General features: G+C 49.5%; 18 protein-coding genes and 1 pseudogene. 7 read left to right on the forward strand and 12 right to left on the reverse strand.

The genetic code is table 11. From position 1 onward, the window contains the following. Window positions 1-13: 13 nt before the first annotated feature. Both ACYVB1_RS06715 and ACYVB1_RS06720 read right to left on the reverse strand, forming a co-directional pair. Window positions 14-766, reverse strand: a complete 753-nt coding sequence (locus ACYVB1_RS06715) for a LytR/AlgR family response regulator transcription factor (protein ID WP_460921984.1) — start codon at window positions 764-766, stop codon at window positions 14-16. Next, the gene (locus ACYVB1_RS06720) at window positions 763-1,827 is read right to left on the reverse strand and encodes a sensor histidine kinase (protein ID WP_460921986.1); all 1,065 of its coding nucleotides are present in this window, start codon (window positions 1,825-1,827) and stop codon (window positions 763-765) included. Before ACYVB1_RS06720 ends, ACYVB1_RS06715 begins: the two co-directional genes overlap by 4 nt. A 265-nt stretch (window positions 1,828-2,092) precedes the next feature. On the opposite strand from ACYVB1_RS06720, the gene ACYVB1_RS06725 reads away from it, so the two are divergent. The 3 genes and pseudogenes from ACYVB1_RS06725 (at window position 2,093) to ACYVB1_RS06735 (ending at window position 6,513) form a co-directional block, all read left to right on the forward strand. Further along, window positions 2,093-5,077 carry a TonB-dependent receptor domain-containing protein gene (locus ACYVB1_RS06725; protein WP_460921988.1) on the forward strand — a complete coding sequence of 995 codons (2,985 nt, stop codon included), beginning with the start codon at window positions 2,093-2,095 and terminating at the stop codon, window positions 5,075-5,077. 90 nt (window positions 5,078-5,167) lie between these two features. After that, complete coding sequence (locus ACYVB1_RS06730; protein ID WP_460921990.1) at window positions 5,168-5,845, forward strand: YceI family protein; 678 nt, start codon at window positions 5,168-5,170, stop codon at window positions 5,843-5,845. 283 nt (window positions 5,846-6,128) lie between these two features. After that, window positions 6,129-6,513, forward strand: a pseudogene (locus tag ACYVB1_RS06735) (dioxygenase family protein). A gap of 121 nt (window positions 6,514-6,634) precedes the next feature. On the opposite strand, the gene ACYVB1_RS06740 reads toward ACYVB1_RS06735, so the two are convergent. Then, entirely contained in the window at window positions 6,635-6,949 is a 315-nt protein-coding gene (locus ACYVB1_RS06740; protein WP_460921992.1) for an antibiotic biosynthesis monooxygenase family protein, read from the reverse strand. Between the two features lie 270 nt (window positions 6,950-7,219). On the opposite strand from ACYVB1_RS06740, the gene ACYVB1_RS06745 reads away from it, so the two are divergent. Together ACYVB1_RS06745 and ACYVB1_RS06750 are read left to right on the forward strand one after the other, a co-directional pair. Then, a complete protein-coding gene (locus ACYVB1_RS06745; RefSeq protein WP_460921994.1) occupies window positions 7,220-8,044 on the forward strand; it encodes a ZIP family metal transporter in 825 nt (274 codons plus the stop codon). Between the two features lie 265 nt (window positions 8,045-8,309). Further along, window positions 8,310-9,512, forward strand: a complete 1,203-nt coding sequence (locus ACYVB1_RS06750; RefSeq protein ID WP_460921996.1) for a GAF domain-containing sensor histidine kinase — start codon at window positions 8,310-8,312, stop codon at window positions 9,510-9,512. Between the two features lie 44 nt (window positions 9,513-9,556). Here ACYVB1_RS06750 and ACYVB1_RS06755 read toward each other — a convergent pair whose 3' ends face one another. Both ACYVB1_RS06755 and ACYVB1_RS06760 read right to left on the reverse strand, forming a co-directional pair. Beyond that, window positions 9,557-10,513, reverse strand: a complete 957-nt coding sequence (locus ACYVB1_RS06755; RefSeq protein ID WP_460921998.1) for a CvpA family protein — start codon at window positions 10,511-10,513, stop codon at window positions 9,557-9,559. 204 nt (window positions 10,514-10,717) lie between these two features. After that, a complete protein-coding gene (locus tag ACYVB1_RS06760; protein WP_460922000.1) occupies window positions 10,718-11,776 on the reverse strand; it encodes an FUSC family protein in 1,059 nt (352 codons plus the stop codon). 257 nt (window positions 11,777-12,033) lie between these two features. Between ACYVB1_RS06760 and ACYVB1_RS06765 the strand changes: the two genes are divergently transcribed. Further along, window positions 12,034-12,426 (forward strand): hypothetical protein, encoded by a 393-nt coding sequence (locus ACYVB1_RS06765; RefSeq protein ID WP_460922002.1) that lies wholly within the window; start codon window positions 12,034-12,036, stop codon window positions 12,424-12,426. A 130-nt stretch (window positions 12,427-12,556) separates the two neighbouring features. On the opposite strand, the gene ACYVB1_RS06770 is transcribed toward ACYVB1_RS06765, so the two are convergent. The 4 genes from ACYVB1_RS06770 to ACYVB1_RS06785 all read right to left on the reverse strand — a co-directional run bounded on the left by ACYVB1_RS06770 (window position 12,557) and on the right by ACYVB1_RS06785 (window position 20,395). After that, the gene (locus ACYVB1_RS06770) at window positions 12,557-15,463 is read right to left on the reverse strand and encodes a PD-(D/E)XK nuclease family protein (protein ID WP_460922004.1); all 2,907 of its coding nucleotides are present in this window, start codon (window positions 15,461-15,463) and stop codon (window positions 12,557-12,559) included. A 132-nt stretch (window positions 15,464-15,595) separates the two neighbouring features. Then, window positions 15,596-16,024 (reverse strand): VOC family protein, encoded by a 429-nt coding sequence (locus ACYVB1_RS06775; protein WP_460922006.1) that lies wholly within the window; start codon window positions 16,022-16,024, stop codon window positions 15,596-15,598. A gap of 264 nt (window positions 16,025-16,288) precedes the next feature. After that, the gene (locus ACYVB1_RS06780) at window positions 16,289-19,690 is read right to left on the reverse strand and encodes a UvrD-helicase domain-containing protein (RefSeq protein ID WP_460922008.1); all 3,402 of its coding nucleotides are present in this window, start codon (window positions 19,688-19,690) and stop codon (window positions 16,289-16,291) included. 168 nt (window positions 19,691-19,858) lie between these two features. Next, a complete protein-coding gene (locus tag ACYVB1_RS06785) occupies window positions 19,859-20,395 on the reverse strand; it encodes a hypothetical protein (protein ID WP_460922010.1) in 537 nt (178 codons plus the stop codon). 663 nt (window positions 20,396-21,058) lie between these two features. Between ACYVB1_RS06785 and ACYVB1_RS06790 the strand changes: the two genes are divergently transcribed. Then, window positions 21,059-22,882, forward strand: coding sequence for a DEAD/DEAH box helicase (locus ACYVB1_RS06790; protein WP_460922012.1), 1,824 nt, complete (start codon window positions 21,059-21,061; stop codon window positions 22,880-22,882). Window positions 22,883-23,248: 366 nt separating this feature from the next. Here ACYVB1_RS06790 and ACYVB1_RS06795 read toward each other — a convergent pair whose 3' ends face one another. The 3 genes from ACYVB1_RS06795 to ACYVB1_RS06805 form a co-directional block, all read right to left on the reverse strand. After that, on the reverse strand, window positions 23,249-23,704 hold the full coding sequence (locus ACYVB1_RS06795; RefSeq protein ID WP_460922014.1) for a ferritin-like domain-containing protein: 456 nt from the start codon (window positions 23,702-23,704) through the stop codon (window positions 23,249-23,251). 63 nt (window positions 23,705-23,767) lie between these two features. Next, window positions 23,768-25,030, reverse strand: a complete 1,263-nt coding sequence (locus ACYVB1_RS06800) for a BaiN/RdsA family NAD(P)/FAD-dependent oxidoreductase (protein WP_460922016.1) — start codon at window positions 25,028-25,030, stop codon at window positions 23,768-23,770. A 174-nt stretch (window positions 25,031-25,204) separates the two neighbouring features. Then, a complete protein-coding gene (locus ACYVB1_RS06805) occupies window positions 25,205-26,032 on the reverse strand; it encodes an SDR family oxidoreductase (protein WP_460922018.1) in 828 nt (275 codons plus the stop codon). Between the last annotated feature and the right edge of the window lie 52 nt (window positions 26,033-26,084).

The following is a 26,084-nucleotide window of genomic DNA, read 5'->3' on the forward strand; positions in this document are numbered from 1 at the left end:
TAAAGAGCAGCCGCTATGTCCAGCGGCTGAGAAAGTGATTGAAAGCATCTTTATACTGGTCGCTGACGGCGAGGTTGGTGTCGCCAATCTGAACTTTATTACGGGAAACAGCCGATATTTTATCGAGTGCCACGATATAAGAGCGGTGGATGCGCATGAATTTTCTCACAGGCAGTTTCTCTTCCAGGGCTTTCAGGCTGGTAAGCGACAGGACAGGCTTTATTTCACTCTCCAGATGCACCTTCACATAATCTTTCAGCCCCTCAATATAAAGAATGTCACTAAAGGCAATGCGCACCAGTTGGTACTCTACCTTCAGAAACAGGTACTCATCCTCCTGTACCCCTGCAGAATTGGAAGCAGGCAGTGCTGCCGGGGCTGGTTTCTGTATCAGTTCGGCATAGGCCTGTGCCTTACTGGCTGCTTTCAGGAAATCGGCATAGTTAAACGGCTTAACCAGGTAGTCCAGCGCATCTACTTTATAGCCCTCCAGGGCATACTGGCTGAAGGCGGTGGTGAAAATAATACGGGGCCCCACCCCATATTCGCCTTTGTCCAGTACACGCGCCAGTTCAATACCACTCAGGTCCGGCATCTGGATATCCAGAAACACCAAATCCACGGCCTGCCTATGAAGCCCCTGCAGTGCTTCCACGGCGCTGGAATAGCGGCCAACCAGTTCCAAAAATGGTGTCTGTTCTATGAAGGCCGCAATCAATCCCAGCGCCAGGGGTTCATCGTCAACGGCAATGCATTTGAGTGTCATGATAAGTTCAGCTTTAGATGGACCCGGTATTCATTTTCAGGTGTCTTCTCTGTAATCGCCAGTTTGTATTGCCCGGGGTACAACAGGTCGAGCCGCCGGTTTGTGTTGGTGAGCCCTATACCGCTGCTCTCTTCGAGCACTGTTCGCTTTTCCGGAAGAACCGTGTTCCGCACATCCAACTCCAGCGAGTTCCCCTGCTGGTGTATGGCAATATGGATGTTGCTGGGCAGCAATGCGCTCACGCCGTGCTTGAAGGCATTCTCCACATAAGGCAGGAACAACATCGGTGCAACTGGTGCATCACGCAAAGGATTAGGTTTGTCAAACGTTACCGTCACTTTTTCTGTTAGCCGGAGCTTCATCAGGTTGATGTAATCCTGCATAAACTCAATTTCCTTGCTAAGCAGGGTGGTGCCGGACTGTGTTTCGTACAGGACGTACCGCATCATACGAGATAGAGTATGGAGCGCCTCACGGGAGGTCTCAATGTTTATCATCGTGAGGGCGTAGATGCTGTGCAGGGTGTTAAAGAAGAAGTGCGGGTTTATCTGCGCTTTGAGAAACGACAATTCCGAAGTGATTTTTTGCTTTTCCAGGCTTTGCCTGATCTCGGTGTCTTTCTGCCATTTTTGTACGGTTTTAATGCTGGTGCTTATTCCCAGCACCAACAGGGTAGCCAGCAACATCACCGGGTTAATGTGCATCCGTTTGCTATGAGGCTCTGCAGCCTCATCGGGATTAAAAGCCCGGTGCATCAGTTCAGGCAAATTCAGCCAGGAGTCAATGAGGATGCCTGCGAGCATCACGAATATAACAGCTCCCACAATGCTTGCAGTAAAAGCGCCCAAATGGTTCTGAAACAGGAGCCGTGGCACCAGCATGAGCGTGTTCAGGTAAAACAGGCCCACCCACATGATAAAAACAAGTCCCTGTTTTACCCAAAATTGAACGGGAAGTTCAATATCCCAGGCCAAAGGCTGGCAAAGAAGGAGCAGTAGCCCCAGCAGTACCAGCAACTGTATCAGGAGGTACCCGTGGCGATTTATAAAGGTGTTTGCCATTGTAAGGCTTAAGTTATCATTATATAGACAAACATAAAATTATTGTACAACCAAAGCCTTTCTTATCTACCGTTCAAGCGATTTCGCCGACAGCTTGCCGGTATTTCATCTATAGTCAGGACCATGAGCGGCGTACATTCCGGATAAACGAAGCCATCGGCTGGCACAGGCTGTTCGTCGACGTTTCGCTGCTGCCAATCTATTCTGTTTTTTTATCTGGAGAGGATGAATTTGCTTTGTTCTATTCTATTTGAAAAACAACGCCATGAAAAAAAGATATCTCCCTGCTCTCGTGCTTTCCTGCCTGTGCCAGGTAGCCGTTGGCCAAACGCCTTCCGGTGGGGGTGGGCTTATAGCTTCTGCCAACACTGCCATTCCAGCAGCAGCTTCCAAAACTGTTGCCGCCCGTATTTCGGGCACTGTGGTGGATGCAGCTACAAAGGAGCCCGTTCCTTATGCCACCATAACGCTTGTTGAACCTGCCACCAGTAAACCGGTGGATGGAACGATGGCCGACGATAAGGGCAGGTTCTCCCTGGAAAAAGTAGCCAGTGGATCTTACCGGCTTGCTATCTCATATATTGGTTATGAGACCAAAGCCATGGATGTAGAGGTGGGCAATACCAACCTGGACCTTGGAACTATCTCCATTGGCTCCACTGCAAAGGCCCTGCAGGAGGTAGTGGTAGAGGGTCAACGTGCCATGATAGAGGAGAAGGTGGACCGCACGGTTTATAATGCCGAGAACGATGAATCGAACAGGGGCGGGGATGCCGCCGACGTACTGCGCAAAGTGCCGATGCTTTCTGTGGATCTGGACGGAAACGTGTCGATGCGCGGCAGCCAGAACATCCGGGTGCTCATCAACAACCGTCCATCCACCATCACGGCGGGTAGTGTGGCCGACGCCCTGAAGCAGATTCCGGCAGATATGATTAAGTCGGTGGAGGTGATTACGTCACCCTCCGCCAAATACGATGCGGAAGGCTCAGCCGGTATCATCAACATCGTTACAAAGAAAAACACCCTGCAGGGCGGCACCCTGAATATTGACACCGGCGTAGGTCTGAGAGGTTCTAATCTGGGCCTGAATGGCAGCTACCGTATCGGTAAAATGGGCTTCTCGCTCGGCGGCTTTGGTCGTGCCGGCTATAATATGCCCGGCAGCTTCGAGAACGAACAGACAACGGTGACAGACGGAGTGCAGAACGTGATCCGGCAGGAGGCGGAGACTCAAAACAATATGATGTTCGGTCGCTATACATTCGGCTGGGACTATGATATCAATGAGAAAAACTACATCAATGCCTCTGTGCAGTATGGCCTCCGGAACGGTCATAATTTCCAGGATGGTCTGCTGACGCAGCGCTACCAGGAGGGCACTTTGTTAAGCAGAAGCCTACGGGATGTGGAAGTAACGGACAACTCCGGAACAGTTGACGTAAACCTCAACTACACCCACACCATTAAGCCGCAGCAGGAGTTCAGTATCCTGACGCAGTTTAGCCGTAACAACCGCACCAACGATTTCCTGAACGAAATCTACAACAGCAGCGGGAGCGATTTGGAGAGCCGCCTGAAGAATATAAACGAAAGCTTTAACCAGGAATCTACCGTGCAGCTGGACTACACCAACCCAATTGGCAAGAACCAAATGGTGGAGTTAGGGGCAAAGCAGATTATGCGACAGGTTACCAGCGACTATGAGACTTATACAGCCGGTGGAACAGGCCCATTCACTATTGTGGAAGGCACTAACCTGAGCAATGTGTTCAACTATAACCAGAATATATCGGCCGGTTATTTTTCCTACACCCTCACAACAGCAAACAACTACAGCATGAAGGCTGGTGCCCGCTATGAGTACACCACCATCAATGCAGATTTCGAAAACAGCGAGGATGAGGTAACAATTCCTGCGTATGGTGTGCTGGTGCCGAGTGTGAACCTTTCCAAAAGGCTGAAGGATGGCAACACCATTAAGCTGGCCTATAACCGCCGCATCCAGAGACCGTCCTTACAGTTTCTGAACCCGAACGTTCAGAACCCGAACCCTGCGTTCAGAACGGTAGGTAACCCGGAGCTGGACCCGGAATATACCAACAATTTTGAATTGTCGTACAGCACGTATTTCAAATCTACTTCCCTCAACTTCACAACTTTCGTCCGCAATACCAATAACTCCATTCAGGCAGTTCGTACCAGAGCGGAAGATGGTGTGCTGGAGACTTCCTATTACAACATCGGTCAGGAAGAGGCCTACGGCGGAAGTGTGTTCGGAAGCATTAACCTGAGCAATAAACTGACGCTGAACGGGGGAGGGGATGTTTACTACGCGGTTTTAAGCAACAATGTGGATGACCCAACCCAGCGTGCCAGTAACAGTGGCCTAGTGTATAATATACGCGCAATGGGTAACTATAAACTGGGGCAGGGCTGGGGAATACAGGGCTTCGGCTTCTATCGTGGACGACAGGTACAGCTACAGGGTATGCAGGGTGGTTTCGGAATCTATAGCCTGAACCTGAAAAAGGAATTCAACGAAGGTAAGGGCAGCATTGGTTTTGGAGCGGAAAACTTCCTGTCTCCGACTATTGCAGTGAGAAATGAACTCAACTCACCCACTTTCAGCCAGACAAGCACCAACGTGATGCACAACATGAACTTCAGGATCAACCTCAGCTACCGCATCGGTAAAATGACGTCAGATGCCCCACGAAGGAGAAAGAAGTCGGTTACCAACGACGACCTGAAAGGTGGCAGTGAAGGCGGTGTTCAGGAAACAGCGACTCAGGGCGGCGGTATGCAGGGCGGTGGCGCACCACAAGGCGGCGGAGCACCGGGAGGAGCACCTCAGGGTGCCAGACCAGGTGGGGCCCCAGGCCAGCGCCCGGCAGGTATGCCGGCAGGCGCACCTGCCAGTGTACAGGCAACCGGAACCGACAGCACAGCCACCGCAACAACAGCACAGGAAGGTGGCCTGACAGGAAGCTGGAGAGGTGCAATGGGAGAGCGTGAGATGACGCTGCACCTGAAAGCAGATGGAAACACATTAACAGGAACGGTAGTGACACCTATGGGGCAATTGCCTATATTAGATGGGGTTATCAATGGGGATGCGTTTACCTTCAACCTTTCTTTTGGTCCGAATACAGTTCCTTTCCAGGGCAGGATAGAAGGTGATAAGATTGTCTTGTCTGCTGACATGCCGGGCCAGCAAAGAGAAGGAACAATAGTAAGAGTACAGTAATAAAAGTGCCGGTGCACCAGGAGATCTGCTGCTGGTGCATTGGTGTTTTCCTGAGACAGACAAAAACCTAAACCTTTAAAATGATTCTGTATGAAAAAGTATGCTGTACCTTTTAGCGCGCTGGCAATGGCCACCCAGCTCATGACTTCTAACGTAGTCGCAACAGATAATCCATCCAAAAAAGCAGCTACCACAGTTGTTGCGGCCACTACCTTACCGGTAAATACTGCCAGCAGCACCATGACCTGGAATGCGAAGAAGTTTGGCGGAGAGCATGCCGGCAATGTAAAGATTGCCAATGGCACGCTGGACCTGAACGGCCGCAAACTGGTAGGAGGTAATTTCTTGATAGATATGACCTCTATTACAGACACCGATATTACCAATCCGGATTTCAACAAAAAACTAACAGATCACCTGAAGTCAGAAGATTTCTTTTCTGTAGCGAAACACCCTACTGCTACTTTTAAAATTACGAAGGTGACTCCGGTGACGAAGCCGAAGGCAGGACAGCCTAATTATACTATAACCGGTGACCTGACGATAAAAGGTATCACAAACGATATCACTTTCCCGGCAAACGTAAAAACAGACGGTAAATCAGCGGAGGCAGATACCAAGATTGAACTGGACCGCACCAAGTGGGACATTAAGTACCGCTCTGGCATGCTGGGTACGGCAGCAGACAAAGTAATTGACGACACATTCACGGTAGACCTTAAACTGGTAGCAGGTGCAGGCGGACAGATAGTAGAAAGTAAACTGTAGGCCTGCAGGACATTATGAGAAAAAGGACGTACTTCTATAGTATCGTTTTCATTTGAAGTTCTCTAAAAATATGAAAAGGAACATCACCAGGCGCCGCTTTTTCTCTTTTGTTTATGCATTGCCACTCATTGGTTTAGTTCCGGCACTTTCCTTCTTCAGAAAAAAGGAAGTGCTGAAGCCTACGCCAGCCTGTGATGACCATGATGAACCTACCCCTTCGCAAACGGAGGGACCCTTTTACACCCCACGCTCCCCGGAGAGAAACAGCATCCGCGAAGAAGGCATGAAGGGTACCACACTTGTACTGACCGGGCAGGTACTGAACACCCGGTGCCAGCCAGTGCGCGGTGCCCTGCTGGACTGGTGGCAAGCCGATGCAGAGGGGAACTATGACAACGACGGGTACAAATTACGCGGACACCAGTATAACAGACAAGCAAGGCAATTTTCGCCTTGAAACAGTTATGCCGGGCCTGTACACGGGCCGTACCCGCCATTTACATGTAAAAGTAAAAGGCCCAGGCAAACCTGTTCTCACCACGCAACTTTACTTCCCCGATGAACCAGGTAATACCCGGGATTACATCTTCAAGCCGGCGCTCCTGATGAATGTGTCAGAAGCCAACCAAGGCAAGCAGGCAAACTTCACTTTTGTGCTGAAGGCATAGCTAACAGTTGTTATTTCATTGCTTTCAACGCTAAAGCATTCTATTTCATACATACCTGAACGAGGAGCCTGGCCATAGCCAGGCTTTTCTTTTTTACCTCTGGCAATGGACTGGCCCTTGTCTAGCTCTCTGGAAAAGCCAGGACTACATTATAATGCCGGACTTTCTTGTCGAAGCTGAGCGTCATGCGCTGTACCTCTTCCGGTACAACGGCAAGATCAGGAGTGTTACCAGCAAACCTTCTGATGGCCTCCATCGACTCCCAATTCGTCACCACAAGAAACTCCACCGCCTGCTCCATGTCATTTCTGTAAACAGAAGCTCCCCTGAAACCAGCTAAAGTAGAAAGCTTTGGGAACAGGTCCTTTTTCAGGTGCTGCATGTATGCCTCAGCGTGTTCAGTTCTGAAAACGCCAGCCCAGTGTCTTGCAACCATAAGTTCTTTTATAAAGGTATAGTGGTATTATCTTTTTAAAGCGTGCGGCAAAATACAGAAACAAAAGGAATCATATGCCTGGTAACAGGCAGGGGGGCAGACGGTGGCAAACAGAACCAGGAGCAGCAAAATTAGACTTATAGGTATCTTTGTAAGACAGAACGCGTAAGGCAACGATGTTTGTGTTTGTAAGCAACAACAAACTATTGACCGGATTTTTTGTTCTGGTTCTTTTGCTTCGACCCGTTCCGAAGCAGTTTTAACAATTAAATGGAAAGTTTAGAGAGTTATTTGCGAGAGTTAGGCCCTGTCTATGCCGCTCTTATTGCTACCCTATTTACCTGGTTTTTAACACTGCTTGGTGCCGCGATGGTTTTCGTCTTCAGGTCCACGAGCCGAACCTGGCATGATGTGATGCTTGGATTTACGGGCGGTGTGATGCTGGCGGCAAGTTTCTGGTCGCTTCTAGGTCCTTCAGTTGAGTTATCGGAGAAAGAATATCCCGGGTTTAGCTGGATGCCGGCAGCTGTCGGTTTTCTGGCAGGTGCCCTCTTCATTTTTGCGCTCGACAAACTGGCGCCTCACCTGCACATCAACTTTAAAGATAGCGAGACCGAGGGCCTCAAAACAAACTGGCACCGGACAACATTGCTCATCTTAGCAATCACCCTGCACAATATTCCGGAAGGGCTGGCCGTGGGCGTGCTTTTCGGTGCCGCGCACAATGGTATGGATGGAGTTACCTATGCTTCGGCCATTGCGCTGGCAATAGGAATTGGCCTGCAGAATTTTCCGGAGGGTTTGGCAGTCGCGATGCCTTTGCGCCGGCAGGGTGTCAGCCGTTTGAAGAGCTTTGGGTATGGCCAGCTGTCAGCGGTGGTAGAACCCTTTGCGGGAGTGCTGGGTGCAGCGGCTGTTGTTACCATGCAACCCATACTTCCTTATGCCCTGTCTTTTGCAGCGGGTGCCATGATATTTGTGGTAGTGGAGGAGGTAATACCAGAAACGCAGCGCGACAAAAATACCGATGTAGCCGTACTTGGCCTGATCGGAGGGTTTGTGCTCATGATGATACTGGATGTAGCTTTTGGTTAAGAAGCGGATTGCCCCTGATACCATTGTCGTTCAATATCCGGCAGGTGCTTTTTAAGTCAGGTAGCAACTAGGATGTAAATAAACAGACAAAGGCATACCAACAGTACGTCCTGTGCCACCGCACTATAGGGTTATAATTGTTAGTTCTGTAACAGGGGCCACACCCTTATGCTGAGGTATTGCTTTTTTTCTGTAACATTTTTTATTAATTTTAGGAAGAAGGTATTGAAGCCATAAAATATTTCCTATTTAAATTCCTGACATTTTGAGTACAATCAATATAGCTGTTACAGGCAAGCCAGATACCATTGTCCCCTTAAATGATAAAGAGCGTTTAGCTGCGTTGTTTCGCTATGAAATATTAGATACTCCTCCCGAGGCATTTTTTGATAAGATTACCAGGCTCGCCTCTAAATTACTCATGGCTCCCAGTGCATTTGTTTCGCTGGTAGATAAGGACAGGGTGTGGTACAAGTCCAATTTCAGCACGCTTGAGGTATCTTGTGTGGATAGAAACGATAGCCTTTGCTCTCTTACTATCATCAATAATGCAGATGTTACTGTTTTTGAAGATACACACCAGGTGCCTGGGCTGATGGAAAGCCCTTATGTCAGTGCTCCGGGTGGTATCCGTTTTTATGCCGGCGCTCCCCTCATTACCCGCGACAATTATAATATAGGTACTGTCTGTGTGGTAGACTCCGAGCCGCGCGGCATCACAGACGAAGAGAAAGATATTCTGAAAGATTTGGCGGTACTGGTGGTGGAGCAGATTGAGTTGCGCGCCCTTGCCCGCAAAGCCACCCGGAAACATGATGAACTATTCACTAACCTGGCTCACAACATAGCAGAGCCTCTCAAGGAGCAGCAGGTGCTGTTGCAGGAGGCAGAGGTGTCTCCTGAAAGAACCAACATCATCAGGAAAGCCCACTCAACTGCAAATACGATGCATGAAAAACTGCAGACCATGCTGGAGGAGTCTGTGCAGGAGGAGGAGTTGCTGGTGCACCCGGAACAGGTTGCGATATCGGAAATAGCCCGCTCTATTGCTGTGGAATATGAGCCGCTTGCCAAGGCAAAAAAGCAGGAGCTTTACTTCACAGTGGCCAGCAGGCGCGAGTTGTTTGTAGACCCTGACCTGATTCGGGAGGCGCTTGGCAACCTGGTGAGCACTACTATCAAATTTACCCCGGTAGGAAGTGCCATCGGTCTGGATATCTACGAAAACGAGGGTGTATATAAAGTAGAGGTGAGTGCTGACGCCTCCGTGCTCACAAGGCAGGATCTGCGCAAGATCTTTTTCAAATACGCCATCCTTTCAGGCAAACCCACAGGTAATGAAGATGTATCGGGTTTAGAGCTATCCAGAGCAAAAAATATTATTGAGCTGCACCAGGGTATGATTTGGGCAGAAAGAGTAGGAAAGGAGACCGGTAATAAGTTTGTGGTCGCCTTCAATGTTGAGTAGCAGGAGAAGTTAAAATTCACATGAACAATGTGCCGCGCCCTCCTTTAGTTCCGGAAGTTCTGGGTAATCATCAACCTGCCCGGGCCGCCCTGCAACACACCGATGCCCACTCTCCCGAAGCGCCGCTGCAGTATATTGGCCCTGTGGCCGGGCGAGTTCATTAAACCTTCATGTGCGATAGTAAGAGTAGGGGCTAGTGCCAGGTTTTCGCCGGCCGTCAGAATACGAATGTCAGCTTCCCGTATTCTGTCGAACGGCGTGTCACCCTCCGGCGAGTGGTGTGAAAAGTAGCCGCGCCGGAACATATCCCCGCTATGCTGGCGTGCCACTTCCCGAAGTGCTGTATCAGCCACCAGCGGTTTAAGCCCGTTTTCTAGGCGCTCCTCATTTATGAGTTCCAGCATCTGCGCCTCCAGGTCCGGCCGAGGTGTGGCCTTTTCGACCCGGTAAGGTAACTGGATGAATTCATCTGACCCTGGCTGCACGGTAAGCTTGTTCAGGGTACGCTGTGCCGCATCCTCGAAGACAGGTGCCAGCGCCATTTCAATACGTTCCGTATGGGCAGCAAACTTGTCTGCTATTTTGCTGTTCTGAACCCTGTCTTCTATGCCTTCCGGAAGGGGAATGGCAATCAGGAAAGCTGCCACAATCACTGCCGTTACCAATCCACTAAACAGCCCCGGCACCAGGCCCAGGGCTTTGTTGAACCGCCTGGTATGTAGGGTGGGAGGTAGTTTCTGCAGGAGGATTGTGCCCAGGTACTGTAGCAGGAGACTTGCCAAAAAAGTAACGAGGAGGAAGGCTACAGGTAATATCCAGGTGGTGCTCCAGTCCACTACCTCCTCCAGTAAGTCTGCTGCATAAGGGTAAAAGCGCAAGCCAATCAGTAAGCTGCCTATCCACCGGATCAGGTCCAGCAATCCCAGAATAAACCCACGGTGCCAGCCGGTAATGGCGCTGGACAGAATTATCAGAAGCAGCAGGATGTCAACTAAGTTCATAAAAGGCAAAAGTTAATTACCGGGTGCTCTCACCTTTACGTATCTGGCGCTTCTAGATGTGTTAAAAAATCATTTTCTGCTATAACGATTGCAGCATTTTGTTGGTGTAATAGCTTAGGGCAGGCCTGCCCGGCAAGAACAGGTTCTTGTACAGGAACCTGTAGCAAGCAGCGATCTGATGGCCTGAACAGGGGCCATTGGAGTTTACTTTACAGGGTTTTGCCTTTCCGTCTCAGCCACTATACGGTTCAAATCTGTCAGGATGCTCCCCACATCGCGAAGCGTTTCCAGTGAAGAAATACGCCGGAAGTCCTGGAGACAGAGTGCCTGCTCTGCCCGCGCTTTCGCTATACTGTCCCTGAGCAGGAAGAGGTTTTGATCGGATGATGCGATGATGGTTTCTCCAAACACAGCGATACAGGCTGCTGTGGCATCCATGGCGCTCTTCAACTGCTGCATATTCGTATACTCCTGCCGAAACACATCGTTCTGTTTCAAATCTGCCAGGCCTCTCCTGATTCCCCGGATTTGCACGACAATATGCTCCAGTTTGCTGATACTTACTGCAAGGCGGCTCAGCCTGGTACGCTCGTGTGCCAGGAACAGGTTGTATCTAAGGCTTTGTTCTGCCAGCCGCAGGGTCTCGTGGCATTTATTCCCCTCTTTTATAAGCGCATCCACTTCGGATCGTCCTGTTTTCCTGTTGTTGTCCAGGAGTATCGTCAGGCTTGTCAGTGTGTTCGCGGATAGCCTGCTAAAAGCGATAATGCTTCTTTCTACATCAGGGATGGCATTCTGGGGCACAATCAAAGCATTTATCAGAACAGCAATGGCTGAGCCCAGAATGGTTTCAATAATGCGGGCGAAAGCATAACCTTCTTCAGTTTGGCCAAAGGCAAGGACAAGGAAGGAACTGATGGCCACCTGCGAGATAATCTGGGGGTTCATCCGGAGAGCTTTGGATATACCCATGCCGAGCAGTATCACAAAGAAGATAGAAACAGCACCTACCTTAAACCAATGCCCCATCAGCATGCTCAGTATCACGCCTCCCACAATGCCGATAAATCGTTGTGTGGCTTTATCAATAGAATCGGCTACTGTTACCTGCACTGTCAGGATGGCTGCTAAAGCGGCAAAAAAAGGATAATCCGCCTGTAGCAGGTTTGTTGCCACAAACCAGGAAAGGGCAGCGGCTAAAGCTGTCTTTACAATCTGCAGCGTCAGGCCATACCGCGCTAGTATGTCAAATACTTTATTCAAACAGATTACTGGTGAAGCCAGCGTTGTGCTGACGGGCGCAAGTTACTACTTATAGGGTGAAGTAGACCTTAAACTTTGTAACTGTTTATTCTGCCTTCGTGTCGACGCCAGCCACAGGCCACGCAGCCATGAGCAGACTTTGGGGGCACAGGGTGGATGTTGTACACCTCTGCTGAAAGGAGATAAATCAACCATTGCCCCATCAGCACGTAGTTTATGTAAGTACTTATTATGTTTACATTAAATAGAAAGCGTTTATGACTAATTATGTTTTATTATATTATTTCGAAGATGAGGGAAACAAGAAAAAGTTTGAGGAGGGTATCTTGAAGCTGTTTCCGCGCCACAAAATCGAAATAGATAACAATTACGAATACTTCGGGTTTGCAGCTGAGGCAGAGCCGGGTGTGGAAGATAAAATTGATGGTATCCTGAACTCGATGGGATATGGAGCACATGGTTATTTTGGGAAAACAGAGTACGTAGCGCTCTACTTCTCCAGAGAAGCAGATCCGGACAACATCAAGCGAAAGTTACTGATAGGCACAGAAGATATGGTTGACAAGGGAGCAGAGGGTATGTCGGGTGACGCCCACCGTGACACCATCCAGAACCTGCTGGAGTTTGACTATAGAAAAATACAGGTGTAATCGCCTGTGCAACTTTCTACTAAGAGCATAAAAAGTGCAGCACTATTCAGTATGTTTTGAATGGTGGCTGCACTTTTTTATTCCTGGTCAAACCATGCACTGCTAATGTACCTTCCCCACCTGCTGATACTTACCGTGCACAAATCCCCCTGTAAGGGCACCACTGGCATACATCCAGGTTATTTGTTTTCCGGATTGGCTCCTCCGGGTCCAGCATGCGGCGCACGAAGTCGGAGAGGAGTGATTCAGAGGCGGCCATAAAGTCTTTGGGGGTGGCGCCATCTGCTTCCGTAAAATTGAATTCGGAAGACATCACACCTGCGTCCAGGTTCCGGAAAGAGAGGATGCCGGAGTTGGGTTGTATGCTCCATGGCTCCACATGCTGCGCATTGCGCAGAATAGCGCCCGGTTGCTCCTTTAGCGTGCGCTGTAACACGTACTGGTAAAGCCACAACTGGCGGGCTTTGTCGTACTTCGGATCTGTTGTGAACTGCAAGTCCACATCTTCAGGCTTTACCTTTAGCTGGCCCGGCTCCACCTTACCTGTTTTATAATCAATTACACGCAGTTCATACCCTGTCAGGTCGATACGGTCAGCTTTGCCGGCTATGCGCACCTGTACCTCCTCGTCATCTACCTGCACAGGCAGTGTGGCCGAAAGGGTTTCTTCAAGGCGCAGTACATAAAGTGGCAGCTCTTCAGAGTACAGCAGGTTCTGCAGGTATTTTTCCAGTACCTGCACCGCCACCTTATAGAGCAGGTGGTTCATGCCGCGCTCCGGCACAGCCCCACGGGTTACGCGGCTGAACTCCATTTTCACCTGCCCGGGCAGCTGTGTCAGCATCAGTTCCACGTCAGAAGCCTCAATCGGCTTACCCGTCTGCTCAAATTTCCTGAAGAAGTCCTCCAGCACCTGGTGTACCAGGGTGCCGAATTTGTCGGCGCCCAATTGTTCTTCCACTTCCTCTACTTCCTGCATTTTGGCAATGCGTGTAAAGTAGTATTGGAGCGAACAGTTGATGTACATGTTCAGGTGGGAAGGGTATAATCCTCGTTTCAGCTCCTGCTTTAGCTGTTCTATCGTTTGGGTATCTTTCTTAATCAGTATTTCCTCGCTGTACTCTCTTTTCTTTTTCTGCTCTACAGCGGCTGTCATATCCCGGAACCTGATGTTGGGGTTGCGCAAAGCCAGGTCGTTTTGCAGCTGCAGGATAAAACGGCTTTTTTCGCCAGAGCCGTAGGTGTCTGAGGGCAGCACATAGAGCAGGTTTACACGCTTTGCCCGCTGCAGCAGCCGGTAGAAATTGTAGGCGGTGGCGCCTTCAGTTTCTGAATACGTCGGAAGGCCAAACTCCCGCAGCACATCGTAAGGCATCAGCGACTGTTGGCGCTTGGGAGCCGGCAGGGTGTTCTCGTTTACGGAGAGAATAATCAGGTTCTCAAAATCAAGCGCGCGCGTTTCCAGCATACCCATGATCTGCAGGTCCGCAATGGGTTCGCCGCTGAAGGGAAGGCGGGTAGAGGAGATGAGTTCGTAGAGGAACTTACGGAAACTCCGCACCGATATCTTGTGCTCCCGGCAGTCGAAGATGGTATCCAGGCGCTTGACGAGTGTATAAAAAATGTAGAGGTATTCTGTCTCAATAGTGTTGTGGCCATGGCTGTAAACTTCACGCAGCAGGTCAATGAGCTTGTACATGCTGGCAATAATGTCGTCGCAGTCGCGCCAGGTCTTGAAGAGCACTTCAAAGAGCGGGTGCTGCTGCCCGAGTTTCAGCAGTTCCTGTGCCGACACCAGTACGCGGTTGTCTTCTACAATTTTGTCCAGTACCTGCTGTATCAGGCCATGGTATTTCTCCTGCTCCGGTTGGTCGTTCAGGTAAAGCTCATACCGCCTTATAAAGGGGTGCGTCAACAGCTTTGTGACGGAAAGGTGGTGGTACTGGTATACTTTATAGCCTGACTCCTGGAGCTGCGTAATTCCTGAAAGGTGCACCTCGAACAACAAGTCTACGAGGTTGAAGAGGGGAGTACCCTTAAAGCTCAGACCCATCGTCACGTTGTAGTTCGGAATGCTTTCCGGTATAGAATGCAGCACCGGCAGGAGCAGTGTTTCGTCTGGTAGCACAATGGCTACCTGTGCATGCTTGTCCTGCTGCCGTATTTCCTGCAGCAGCTGCCCCGCCAGCTTCCCCTGCATGCTGGCATTGGCTACGCCGATTACGTTTATCTCCTTTTCATCTGTCAGGAGGAGGTTCTGTTGCCAGCGCCACTCCGGCAGCTTCCAGGTGCTTTTATATTTGCGTAAAAAGCTTCCGGCGCGGTTCGGGGTGTTTTCCTCCATATAAAATTCATCGGAGTCGAAAAGCACCTCCGCCTTTTCGTGCTTGAGCAAGGTTTTGATGATCTTTTCTTCTGAAGCAGTCAGGGCATTAAGCCCGATGAAGATGTACTGTGCACAGTCCGACTCTTTGGCGATGCGGTCGATGCTGTCGGCCACTTTGCGGAAGGCCATTCCGGTATAGGCCTGCTTTTTTTCCAGCAGGCGCTTTTTCAGGTTATGATAAGTCTTCTCGATGTTGTCCCAGAGGCTGAAGTATTTGCGCATGGCAGGGGAGAACTCTTTGCCCAGGTACTTCGGGTCCCAGCGCTCCAGCGCCTTGGCTTCTCCCAAGTATTCAAACAACTTTCCTGTGTTCACCAGGTTCTGGTCAATGCGGCTGAAGTCGTCCAGCAAAGTGGCAGCCCAGGTCACGAACTGGTCAAAGTCCAGCGTGGGGTCCTGCTCCCGCATGAGGTCAAATAATTCGAGCTGCAGGTTAATTGGCTCCAGCACATCTGTCTTTGCCAGGCGGCAGATAAAATCTTCCATGGCATATACCTCCGGCGACCATATCGGCTCCGGAGCCGCCTGTGCCAGGGCATTTTTAAAGAAGAAGCTGGCCCGGCGGGAAGGAAGCACAATGCACAGGTCACTGATGTTCTCCTTGTATTTCTCGTAAACGTATTTTGCCGATAGCTCTAGAAAAGTCTGCAAGGGTGTTGATTTTGTATGGTTGAAAATTCAGCAGTTGAATTTGCTGAAATTAGTATTGTTAGACAGACGCTGGTAAAAGCTGTGAGCTAGTACCTGCGTAAGAAAAACGTGTAAGCTGCATCCAGTACCTCCTCAATGTATCGAAGCGCCCACTTCGTCTCCTTCAGGCAGCAGAAACGGATTGTAAGCAATTTCCCACAGGTTTTCGTCCGGGTCAGCGATGTAGCTGCTGTAGCCACCCCAGAATACTTTTTCAGGTTGCTTCAGCACTTTGGCGCCTTTCGCTTCCAAGGACGCCACCAGTTCGTCTACTTCCTGCTCTGAGCCCACGTTGTGCGCCAGCGAGAAACGACGAAAACCCTTTCCATCGGCAGGCACGCCTGCATCATCCGCCAACGATTCCTGCGGGAACAGGGCCAGCTGAACCCCATTCAGTTGAAAGAAAACAATGCCTTCGGTGCTCATGGAGCTTGGCTGCCAACCAAACACGTTCTCATAAAAAGCTTTAGAGCGCTGCAGGTTCGTTACACCAAGCGTGATGAGTGTTAGTTGAGGTTTCATCCGGATATTATTTGTTCTGTTAAATTGGTTTGTAGAAGTTCCCTTCAGGAGGAAGGTTATTTCATTCTGATATTGCTTTCGCCCGCTTCTCGCGTGCGTGAGCTACTACTAGCCTCTGGCCCGGTCAGGTATCAAAACCGTCATCACTTGGGGCACAGGCTTGATATCCTGCCGCTAAAAGATATACAATGAAAGAGGCCATCTTCCAGCAGCACACTCGTCTGTTCAGCCACTAATGATTAAATCCATAAGCGCTGTTTTCTATCACAACTCCATCTTCAGTTGTTCTGTTTTTCCGCCATAACTCCATTCTTTCACCTCCTGTGTTTCAAAATAGTAAAGCACGCATTTTACTTTCTGATAGCCCAGTTGCCGGAACCTGACCGCATAATGATCAAGGCGGTTACGATGGCTCGGCTCGGGTGGTGGCACCTTGAATTCTATCAGCACCACGGCACCGCCATCGAAAACGATACGGTCTGGTTTGTAGAGGTAGGCGCGGGCATCTAGTACTTCTTTCTCATGCTCTACTGCTACATTTTTAGAGAAGTAGTGCGCCATTTTCGGATGGTGTAACACCTCGTTCAGTTTCTTTTTATGCGCAGGCTTTTCACGGTCGCTGATGAGGCCTTCGTACACCATCTGGCGCAACACCTGGTCCAGTTCCGTGGCAAAGGCCAGACGGGCTAGCGCGTAATGCAGCTTTCGGTTTTGCTGCCTTTGTATGGCCTGTGTCTCAAAGTCGAACACGTTGTTGGCGTGTTGCTTTATCTTGAGGCGCTGCTCCCAATCGGTGGCAGTCAGGTAGTCGAGGTTATAGGTGTTGTGACTTTCTGTATCGCTGACAACTGTATGCTGTGCAGTGCCTTTGGCCAGCTGGTAGCAGAATTTGCCCGGCTCCCATATTTCCTTGTACACGAGGTAGCGGTACAGCAGGTGACTCACATTTTTAACTGGTCCCTCCAGCGCGCGCGCTGCCTTTTTATCTTCCAGCAGGTCCTTGCCATTCCCAATCAGGTAAAGCCGGTCGATGGGGCGGGTGAGGGCTACATACAGCATGTTCAGGTTCTCGATAAACGTTTTCTCAACCTCTGTGCTGTATTGCCCTGCCAGTATGGTGTTCTCCAGTTTAGAACTGATGTTCACTGCGACACTCCGTAGCTTGCCCGTCACGCCGACATGCTCCGGTAACTGGCTCCACATCAGCGAGCGATTCATTGGTTCGGTACCCCAGTCAGCAAAAGGAATGATGACAATAGGGTAGGCCAATCCTTTCGATTTATGAATGCTGGTAATGGTGATGGCATCACGGTTTTTGGGGGTATTAATGCTCAGCTTCTCTTTCTGTGCATCCCAGTAGCTCAGGAAATTATTCAGGTTGTTGCTGTGTTTGAGGCTATACTCCAGAACGAGGTCCAGGAAGCGGAAGAGATACTCACTCTCATTGTTCTTGTCCAGCAGGTTGAATATGCGGATAAGCTTTTCCGTGAGTTCATAAATGGAGAGGTTGCCTGTTTCACGCTCCTGCACATCAAAGCCAAATACGCGCAACTGGTCAAAAAATGGCTGGCTATCCGGTTCGTTGGCAATTTCCGCAATTGCCTGGGTCATGCTCGTATCCGGAATGGTCTCCAGCGCTATTTTGCACACCAGGTACAGCGCCTCCGACTTTGCCAGTGTGTCGTTGGGCCGGTTGAACACGCGGAAGAGGGAGATGATCAGGTTGATAACCTCCGCAAACTGCAGCGACAGCGAATCCTGTGAGATGATGTTAAACTGCTTTTCCTTCAGGAAATTAGCAATTAACTTGCTTTTGCTGTTGGTGCGGCAAAGCACTGCCATGTCCTGGAGCCGGTAACCTTCTGCCTGCGCCTCCTGCACCAGCTGCAGCACCATGTTCAAGGTGCTTTCGTCGTAGCTCAGGGCTTCCGGACGGGTATAGCCTTCATATAGAACTTCACTACGGCCGCAGCTGTTCAGATCATACCTAAAGTTAGTGTCCTCCGGGTAGGTGAACATGATCTGAATGTGCCCGCCACGTTTATCGTTGCCCACGGGTACCTGCTGCTGAAATTTATCATCGTAGATAGAGGCAAACATCTTATACTGCTGATGGCCCTGGCTGATGTAAGTGAAGAGCTCATTGTTGAAGTCAATGATCTCGACACGGCTTCTGTAGTTTTCACTCAGCGTATCTGGCTGCAGCGCATGGTCCACGGTTTGGTAGCGTTCCTCAATCAGGTGGCCGTGCCGGCGGTTCTGGTACAGGTTCTTTATATTTGCTTTGTACAAATGCAGAATCTGCTCCATCTCGCCGCCTCGCCAGCGGTATATGGCCTGTTTCGCATCGCCTACCACCATGCTGAAGTGACCGGATGCCAGCGCATTGTCTACGAGCGGCAGCAGGTTATTCCACTGTAATATTGATGTGTCCTGGAATTCATCGATCAGGATGTGGTTGTATTTCTCGCCCAGGCGCTCATATATAAAAGGCACCGGCTCCTGCAGCACAATATCAATAATGCGTTTGTTGAATTCAGATATGTGCACGGTGTTTTTGTCGCGCTTGATTTCCTGCAGGCACTTCTCCAGCTCATTCAGCACAGACACCTTATACAGATGGGGCACAATGGCCTGGATCAAGGTGAAAGTCTCTGCATATTGCGCTTTGATGGACTCTATCTGCTGGTACAGTGCTGTAAGCTGTGGCTTGATACTGTCAATCTGGGCTTTGGTGGCTGCGCTGGCTTTGCCGGCATACCACTTGTCGTCTTCAATGGTCTGGCGGGCGTAGTTATTGCCATAGTTCAGGTCTACGTTCTTTTGCCAGGTGTTAAAGTAGCTGCAGATGCCGCGGGTGCTTTGAAAGAAATCGGCAGGGGAGAGGCCGGCATTCCGGATAAGCTCCAGGGCTTCAGAGGCAGCAGCTTGCACTGCGGCCTCTACGTCCTGCACCACTTGTTTCAAATCCCGCCGCACGGTTTTGAAATCTTCCAGAGTCAGTAGCTGCAGGTCCGTAACGGCTTCATACACCTGCTCATTCAGCAGGTTTTTGGCAAATTCCATCAGGTCGTCGGGCAGCATGGTCCAGCTTTTCCCTTCCTTGGCTTTTTCAAGGGCGTATTGCTCCAGTGTCTCCGATAAAAGATCGTCTTTACGGTCGCTTACCTTGTCAAGCAACAGCGATACAGCCGTACTCACCAGTGTGTTAGAGTCCAGGTCCACCTCAAAATTGTGGGGGATGTTCAGTTCCCGCGTAAAGGCCTGCACGATTTTGTTCACAAAGCTGTCGATGGTGCTGACAGAGAAGTCGCTGTAGTTGTAAAGGATTTGCCTAAACAAAGCCTTTGCCCGCCTGCGCACCTCTTCCTTATCCAGCGTTTCCTCCGGGTAGTCCTTTTGCAGGTCTGCCGTAACACTCTCCAGTAGGCTTTCACTCTTCTTCTTTTCTTTCTCCGGCAGGTTAGCGTCGTTGAAATGACGGAGCGCATCCAGAATCCGCTCCTTCATCTCAGCGGCCGCATCGTTCGTAAAGGTAATGGCAAGGATGGATCGGTAATAATCCGGGTCTGCGGTTTGCAATGCCAGTTTAAGGTATTCCTTTGTCAGGTGATAGGTTTTGCCTGAACCGGCTGAGGCAGAATAAATTTTAAAAGTTGAAGGCATAAGGAAGCGGATCTGATACTATAAAGATACACCTTCTGAGGGCCTGCAGGCAAATCATCGCCTGGATCTTTTAAAGCAAAATCTCTAATTGCTATAGCTTCAGGCAGATAAGATAAGAAGCCTCTATCCTGGTGGGACAGAGGCTCTATCTGTGGGCTTTTTTCAGGTTTAACTGGCGTAAGCCAAATGGCCGGACTGTTCGCTGTTGAAAGGAGCGAAGTCTTTTACGCATACATGATACATGATGCGCGCCATAGAAAGCGAGTAATCTGTTATCAGGCACTGCTGCTGCTCTGCACTCATCAGAGCTTTGCTGTTGCCAAGGTTAAACTTATTCAGTTCAATCACCTCGTCAAAATTCTGCCGCAACGTTTTAAGTGCCTTAAAAGACGGCTCATTGTAGTACAACGGTATCACCTGGCATACGGCATAGCTGCCTTTTGCCCGCTCCTGCGAAATCATTTTGCAGAGGGATTCAATGTTCATCTTGTCCAGATCAGAGATGATCACATAAAACACGTTACGGCGGTCCTGGTTCAAGGCTCTGGCGGGCGCACTGCCCAACAGCATGTTGCGCTGGATTTTAGAACCTTGTTGAAAAGCCTCGTCCTTCAGAATTTTGTTGTGGATTTTGAAAGCAAGCGCACCGGAAGCAATCAGGTTGAAGTCTTTACCTTGTGTTGAGATTTTGGAAAAATGTAACATAGGGATAGGTGGTTAAGGTTAGGGTATATTTTTATATATTTTACTACCTGATATTAACCGTTGCGGCAGCGCTATCAACTGTTAATAAGTTCTGGCATTCGAGCCCCTTTACCCGGTTTTCGGGTATGAAGGCAGTAGGCACTACATTATCTGTTCAATTTAAGACGCTGACAGAGGCTTCTTTTAAAGCTTTTGCTGTGTTACGTTGGCTTAATTACGGCATCTTAATCCAAATAATTCACGAATAAGTATCATATATGGTAAAGAAGCCTATCTGGCTGGTAAACTGGTTCTTATAACGGGTAAAAGGTGGCATGGTTGCTATTTTTGTATGAAAATCTATCATTTTGCGAATGTTATGACAGTAAAAGTGGCTAATAACTAAACAAAGTATAATGATTTGTGGTACTAGATTAAAATTGGGGGGAAGCCTCTTAAAACAGTACAAAAGCTATATATATCTATAATTTCGATACCGTTAGCTATTCTGGGTTTAAATGATTACTTTTGTACCTGATTTGGTACAGTCTGAATTACTGATAACTGGATACTCCCACCGTAGGCTAACCTGGTTGTTTATCGTTTTTGTGTCGCTCTCTTCTGAAACAGAGAATAGGTTGAATAGCAGGCTGCCCCAGGTTATTAAGTATATAAGTAAATTAGATGAACAAAATCAGATTTGAAGAGCTTCCGCTTTCGCCGGAAGTACAGCGTGCAATCGCTGACATGGGCTTTGAAGAAGCCTCTCCCATCCAGACACAGGCCATCCCGGTTGTATTAGAAGGACGAGACATTATTGGCCAGGCCCAGACAGGTACTGGTAAAACGGCTGCCTTTGGTATCCCCACCATTGAATCAATCGATCAGAACGACCGCAGTGTGCAGGCCCTCATTCTGTGCCCGACACGCGAACTGGCCATCCAGGTTTCTGGCGAAATCCAGAAACTGGCAAAATATAAGACCGGCATTAGTGTAGTGCCTATTTATGGTGGCCAGCCTTATGAGCGCCAGCTGCGTGCCCTTAAGCAAGGTGTACAAATTGTTATCGGTACGCCAGGACGCGTAATGGACCACATTGAGCGTGGTACCCTGGTACTGGACAACGTGAAGAAAATTATCCTGGACGAAGCAGACGAAATGCTCGACATGGGTTTCCGTGAAGACATCGAGTTTGTGCTGGAGCGAATCCCGGAAGAACGCCAGACGATTTTCTTCTCCGCTACCATGTCGAAGCCGATCATGGAGATGACGAAGCGTTACCAGACAGACCCTGTTATCGTGAAAGTGGTACACCAGGAGTTGACAGTAACAAATATTGACCAGGTGTACTTTGAAGTGCGCAGCAGCGCCAAGCAGGAAGCGGTTTCGCGCCTGATTGATATGTACAACCTGAAGTCTGCCATTGTTTTCTGCAATACCAAGCGTATGGTGGATGAACTGGTAGCCGGCCTGCAGGCACGTGGTTATTTTGCCGATGCCCTGCACGGTGACTTAAACCAGAACCAGCGCACGAATGTTATGAACAAGTTCCGTAACGGAAACCTCGAGATACTGGTAGCGACTGATGTGGCTGCTCGTGGTCTGGACGTGGAAAATGTGGAAGCTGTTATCAACTATGACCTGCCACAGGACGAAGAGTCTTACGTGCACCGTATTGGCCGTACTGGCCGTGCCGGTAAGTCTGGTAAGGCTTTCTCTTTTGTAGGAGGCCGCACAGACGGTTATAAGATCAAAGACATCATGCGCTTCACAAAAGCGAAGATAGTTTTACAGCAGATTCCTTCGCTGGAAGATGTAAATGAAATCCGCACCACCCTTTTCTTTGATAAAGTGAAGGAAGTGCTGGAGAAAGGTCATTTAGCCAAGCATGTAGCGCGTATAGAGCGTTTTGTGAACGAGACAGATGGCTATACACCGCTTGATGTAGCGTCTGCTTTATTGAAAATGAGCCTGAAAGAAGCCAAGGTGAAGGAAAAAGGCGCGGAGGCTGAAAAAGGACTCAGCGCTACGAAAGATGGCATGGACCGTCTATTCATCACCATCGGTAAAAAAGACCAGGTGCATCCGAAAGACCTCATCGACCTGCTTGCCCAGAATGCCAGCATACCAGCCGGCAGAGTAGGAGACATCGACCTGTACGACAAGTTCAGCTTTGTTGAAGTACCGTCAGAGTACACAGCTGAGATTGTTGCCAATTTAGGCCGCATCGAATACCAGGGCCGTTCGGTAGTGGTTGAGAAATCACAGAAGAAAGGCAGCGGACCTAAAGAAGGTGGCCGTGGCGGTGATGACTTCGGCTTCAGCGACAGGGGTGGTGACAGAGGCGACCGCAGAGGTGGCGGCGGCTTTGGCCGTGACAGGAACCGTGGCGGCGGTGGCGGATCTTTCAGAGACAGAGACCGCAGAGGCGGTGGCGACCGTGACAGAGGTGGTGACCGTGACAGAAACCGCGGTGGCGGCGGTGGCTTCCGCAAAAGAAGATTCTAAAAAATAGATTAAACCTTCATGGTTTGGCTCCGTATACTATACCATACAGAGTTTAGAGTGTAAAAAGCTTTTAAAGCTGTTAGAAAAGGCCGACTTGAAACGTCGGCCTTTTTGTTTTACCGATGTTCAGGCGTGCTACTACTATCATCAATTGAATAATGCGCCATGAGATCTGTTACCTTACATACATCTTACACCCAATCTTAATTCTTCCCAGAAAAGGAATCTGTCTGTAGCTTAGCAAAATGTAAGGCGCATCAATTACTGATGTCTATACAAATAGCAAACTGACTTGCTGTCTGGTGAAGCGCATGGGACACAAAAAAAGGAGCCGAAGCTCCTTTTCCTGTTATAAATTCAGAATTTTTATTTGTTGTCTCTGGCGGTATCGCGCAAGGTGCGGATGTGGTCGTGCGCGCTTTTCACATCCTCGTACTGCTGCTGTACAATTGGTTTCAGCTCACCTGGCAGGTTTTTGTCGAGGGCTTCCTTATAAGCTTTTACCGCATAATCCTCACCTCGCTCACACTCTTCCAGTACACGTACTCTGTCTTTCGCCGTAAGAGCAGACTTAATGTCGATCCAGGCACGGTGAATGGTACCCTCAATAGAGCTGGACTCATCGTCTGTTGCTCCCATCTTGTGCAACTGGTCCTGCAGCTCCGTAATCATGCTGTCACGCTGCACGGCATATTTCCTGAATAAATCTTTCAGGTCTTTATCTTCAATATCTTCTGATGCTGTCTTATAACCTTTCGCACCGTCCTTGCATCTTTCTATCAGGTGATGAATGGTTGATTGTACTTCCTTATCTATCTTCATAGTTTTATGATTTTAGTTGCTAATATGCAGATGTACTGATATTGAACTAAAATAGTTGCCACGTCACGAAGAAGATGCCGGTTCCACCAACGCGGCGGCCATGGCTTTGCCTGCCAGATAACCAGTGGTCCAGGCAGCCTGGAAGTTAAAGCCGCCTGTGATTCCGTCTATGTCCAGCACTTCTCCTGCAAAGTAAAGCCCCGGTTGCACACGGCTTTCCATTGTCTTCATGTTCACAGAACTTAAGTCCACACCGCCGCAGGTAACGAATTCTTCTTTAAAGGTAGTTTTCCCTTTCACTTCCACCGCCACACGCAGGAGTGCCTCCACCAGTTTATTTGTGTTTTTGCCCGGTAATTCACCCCAACGGATGTCAGCTGGCACATCGGCTATGTTTGACAGCGCCTTCCAGAGGCGCTGCGGCAGACCGAACAAGGGGTTTGTGCTTACTACCTTTTTGGGGTGCGCCTGGCGGTAGGCCTGCAAGTGTTCCCGCAGGCTTTCTTCCGTATAATCCGGAATCCAGTTAATGAGGGCGGTGAAGGTATATTGCTGCTCATAGAATAGGCGGGCACCCCAGGCCGACAGCTTCAGGACCGCTGGACCACTGTAGCCCCAATGCGTGATGAGCAATGGTCCATCGTACTCCAGTTTCTGACCAGCCACGCGCACTTTTGCTCTCGGCACCGACACGCCCTGTAATTCTTTTAAAGGGGAGGACGGTACGTTGAAAGTGAAGAGAGAAGGTACCGGTTCCAGTATTTTATGGCCCAGCGCCCGCAGCCATTCATACCCCGTAGATTTTGGATTACCCCCTGTACAAACCAAGACCCTGTCAGCTTTAATGCTTGTACCAGTGCTGAGCTTCAGTGTAAACTGTGGCTGCCCTGAAACCGTTTCTTCAGGCACAATACTCTCTACGCCTGCCCCGGTTCTTATTTCCACGCCTAACCGTTTTGCTTCCTGCAGGAGGCAATTGATTATCGTTTCCGAATTATCCGTGACCGGGAACATGCGGCCGTCTGCTTCTGTCTTGAGCTGCACACCCCGCTGAGAAAACCAATCGACAGTTTCCTGTGCCCCGAATGTCTTAAAGGCCTCTTTCAGTTGGCGTGCACCCCGTGGGTAGTGCTGTGACAAGAGGCTTGGTACAAAGCAATGGTGTGTAACATTGCAGCGCCCTCCACCGGATACCCGCACCTTGGAAAGTACTTTGCCTGACTTTTCCAGCAGCAGCACCCTGGCGCCAGGATTTGTTTGGGCACAGGTGACCGCTCCAAAAAAACCGGCAGCGCCGCCGCCTATTACTGCTACTGTGTAAGACATGGCTGATAGAGGTTGTTAGTTGTTGATGTTTTTATTTAGGTGGGTTTTTGTCATTGCTGATGGTTTGAATAAAGCAATGTGCCTTAGCTAAATTCGGGTGAACTTGAAATCTTTCCTTTCACATCAAGCTATGAGCAAGCCACCAACAACAACCATTCATGAACTGCAAAGATACTAAAAGAAGTGCATTGGGTCGGGGTGAAGGAAGTTATAAGCGAAAGCATCTTTTATTTTCTGGCTGTTGATGATCTTAAACTGCGTTTCCTGCATGTCATCAAACTCGGGTGGGGTAAGGCCAAGAGCCAGGGCTGCCTGTTTATAAAACGCTTTGCGCAGCGGGTGCTTGTCGGCGCAGGCATGATACACCTGTCCCCACTTGTTTTCTTCCACAACCCGGTGCAAAAGCGCAAGGCAATCCTCCAGGTGTATCAGGTTAACAGGTGCATCACCGTTCGGTACATGTTTCTTTCCAGCCAGGAAGCGGCCGGGTTTCCGGTTTCCTCCCACCAAACCACCAAAACGCAGGACAGTGGTTAACCAGCCGTCATTTTCCTGAAACAGTTTTTCAGCTTGCAGCAACATGTTATCCGGCTGCTGCTCTTCTGTGAAGATGATGTCTTCTTCGGTGACTACCCTGTTCAGGTCGAGGTAAACCGAGGTGGAAGAGACAAACAGAATACGGCTGACGGGGGTACCGGACAAGGATTCAAGGAGGAGGCGCATTTGCTGCAGATAGCCTTCACCACCGTCTGAGCGCAGGTGCGGCGGAATGTTCAGTACCAGCACCTGTGTCTGTAGAAAATCCTTCAGCGCCTCCCGGTCCAGGTTTTCATCCTGCAGGTGGAGCAGGTAAGGACGAATGCCTTTTTGCTGCAGCAGCTCCAGCTTCTCAGGTGTAGTAGTGGAACCTTTAACTTTATAACCTGCATTCACTAAGCGCTCTGCCAGTGGCAGTCCCAGCCAGCCGCAGCCCATAATGCTTATTTCATCCTTGTTTCCCATTCCTGGAGCCTTTTTTCGTGTGGTAGAATTGCTTACAACAAATTCCGGCGCA

Source organism: Pontibacter brevis, assembly GCF_054779655.1.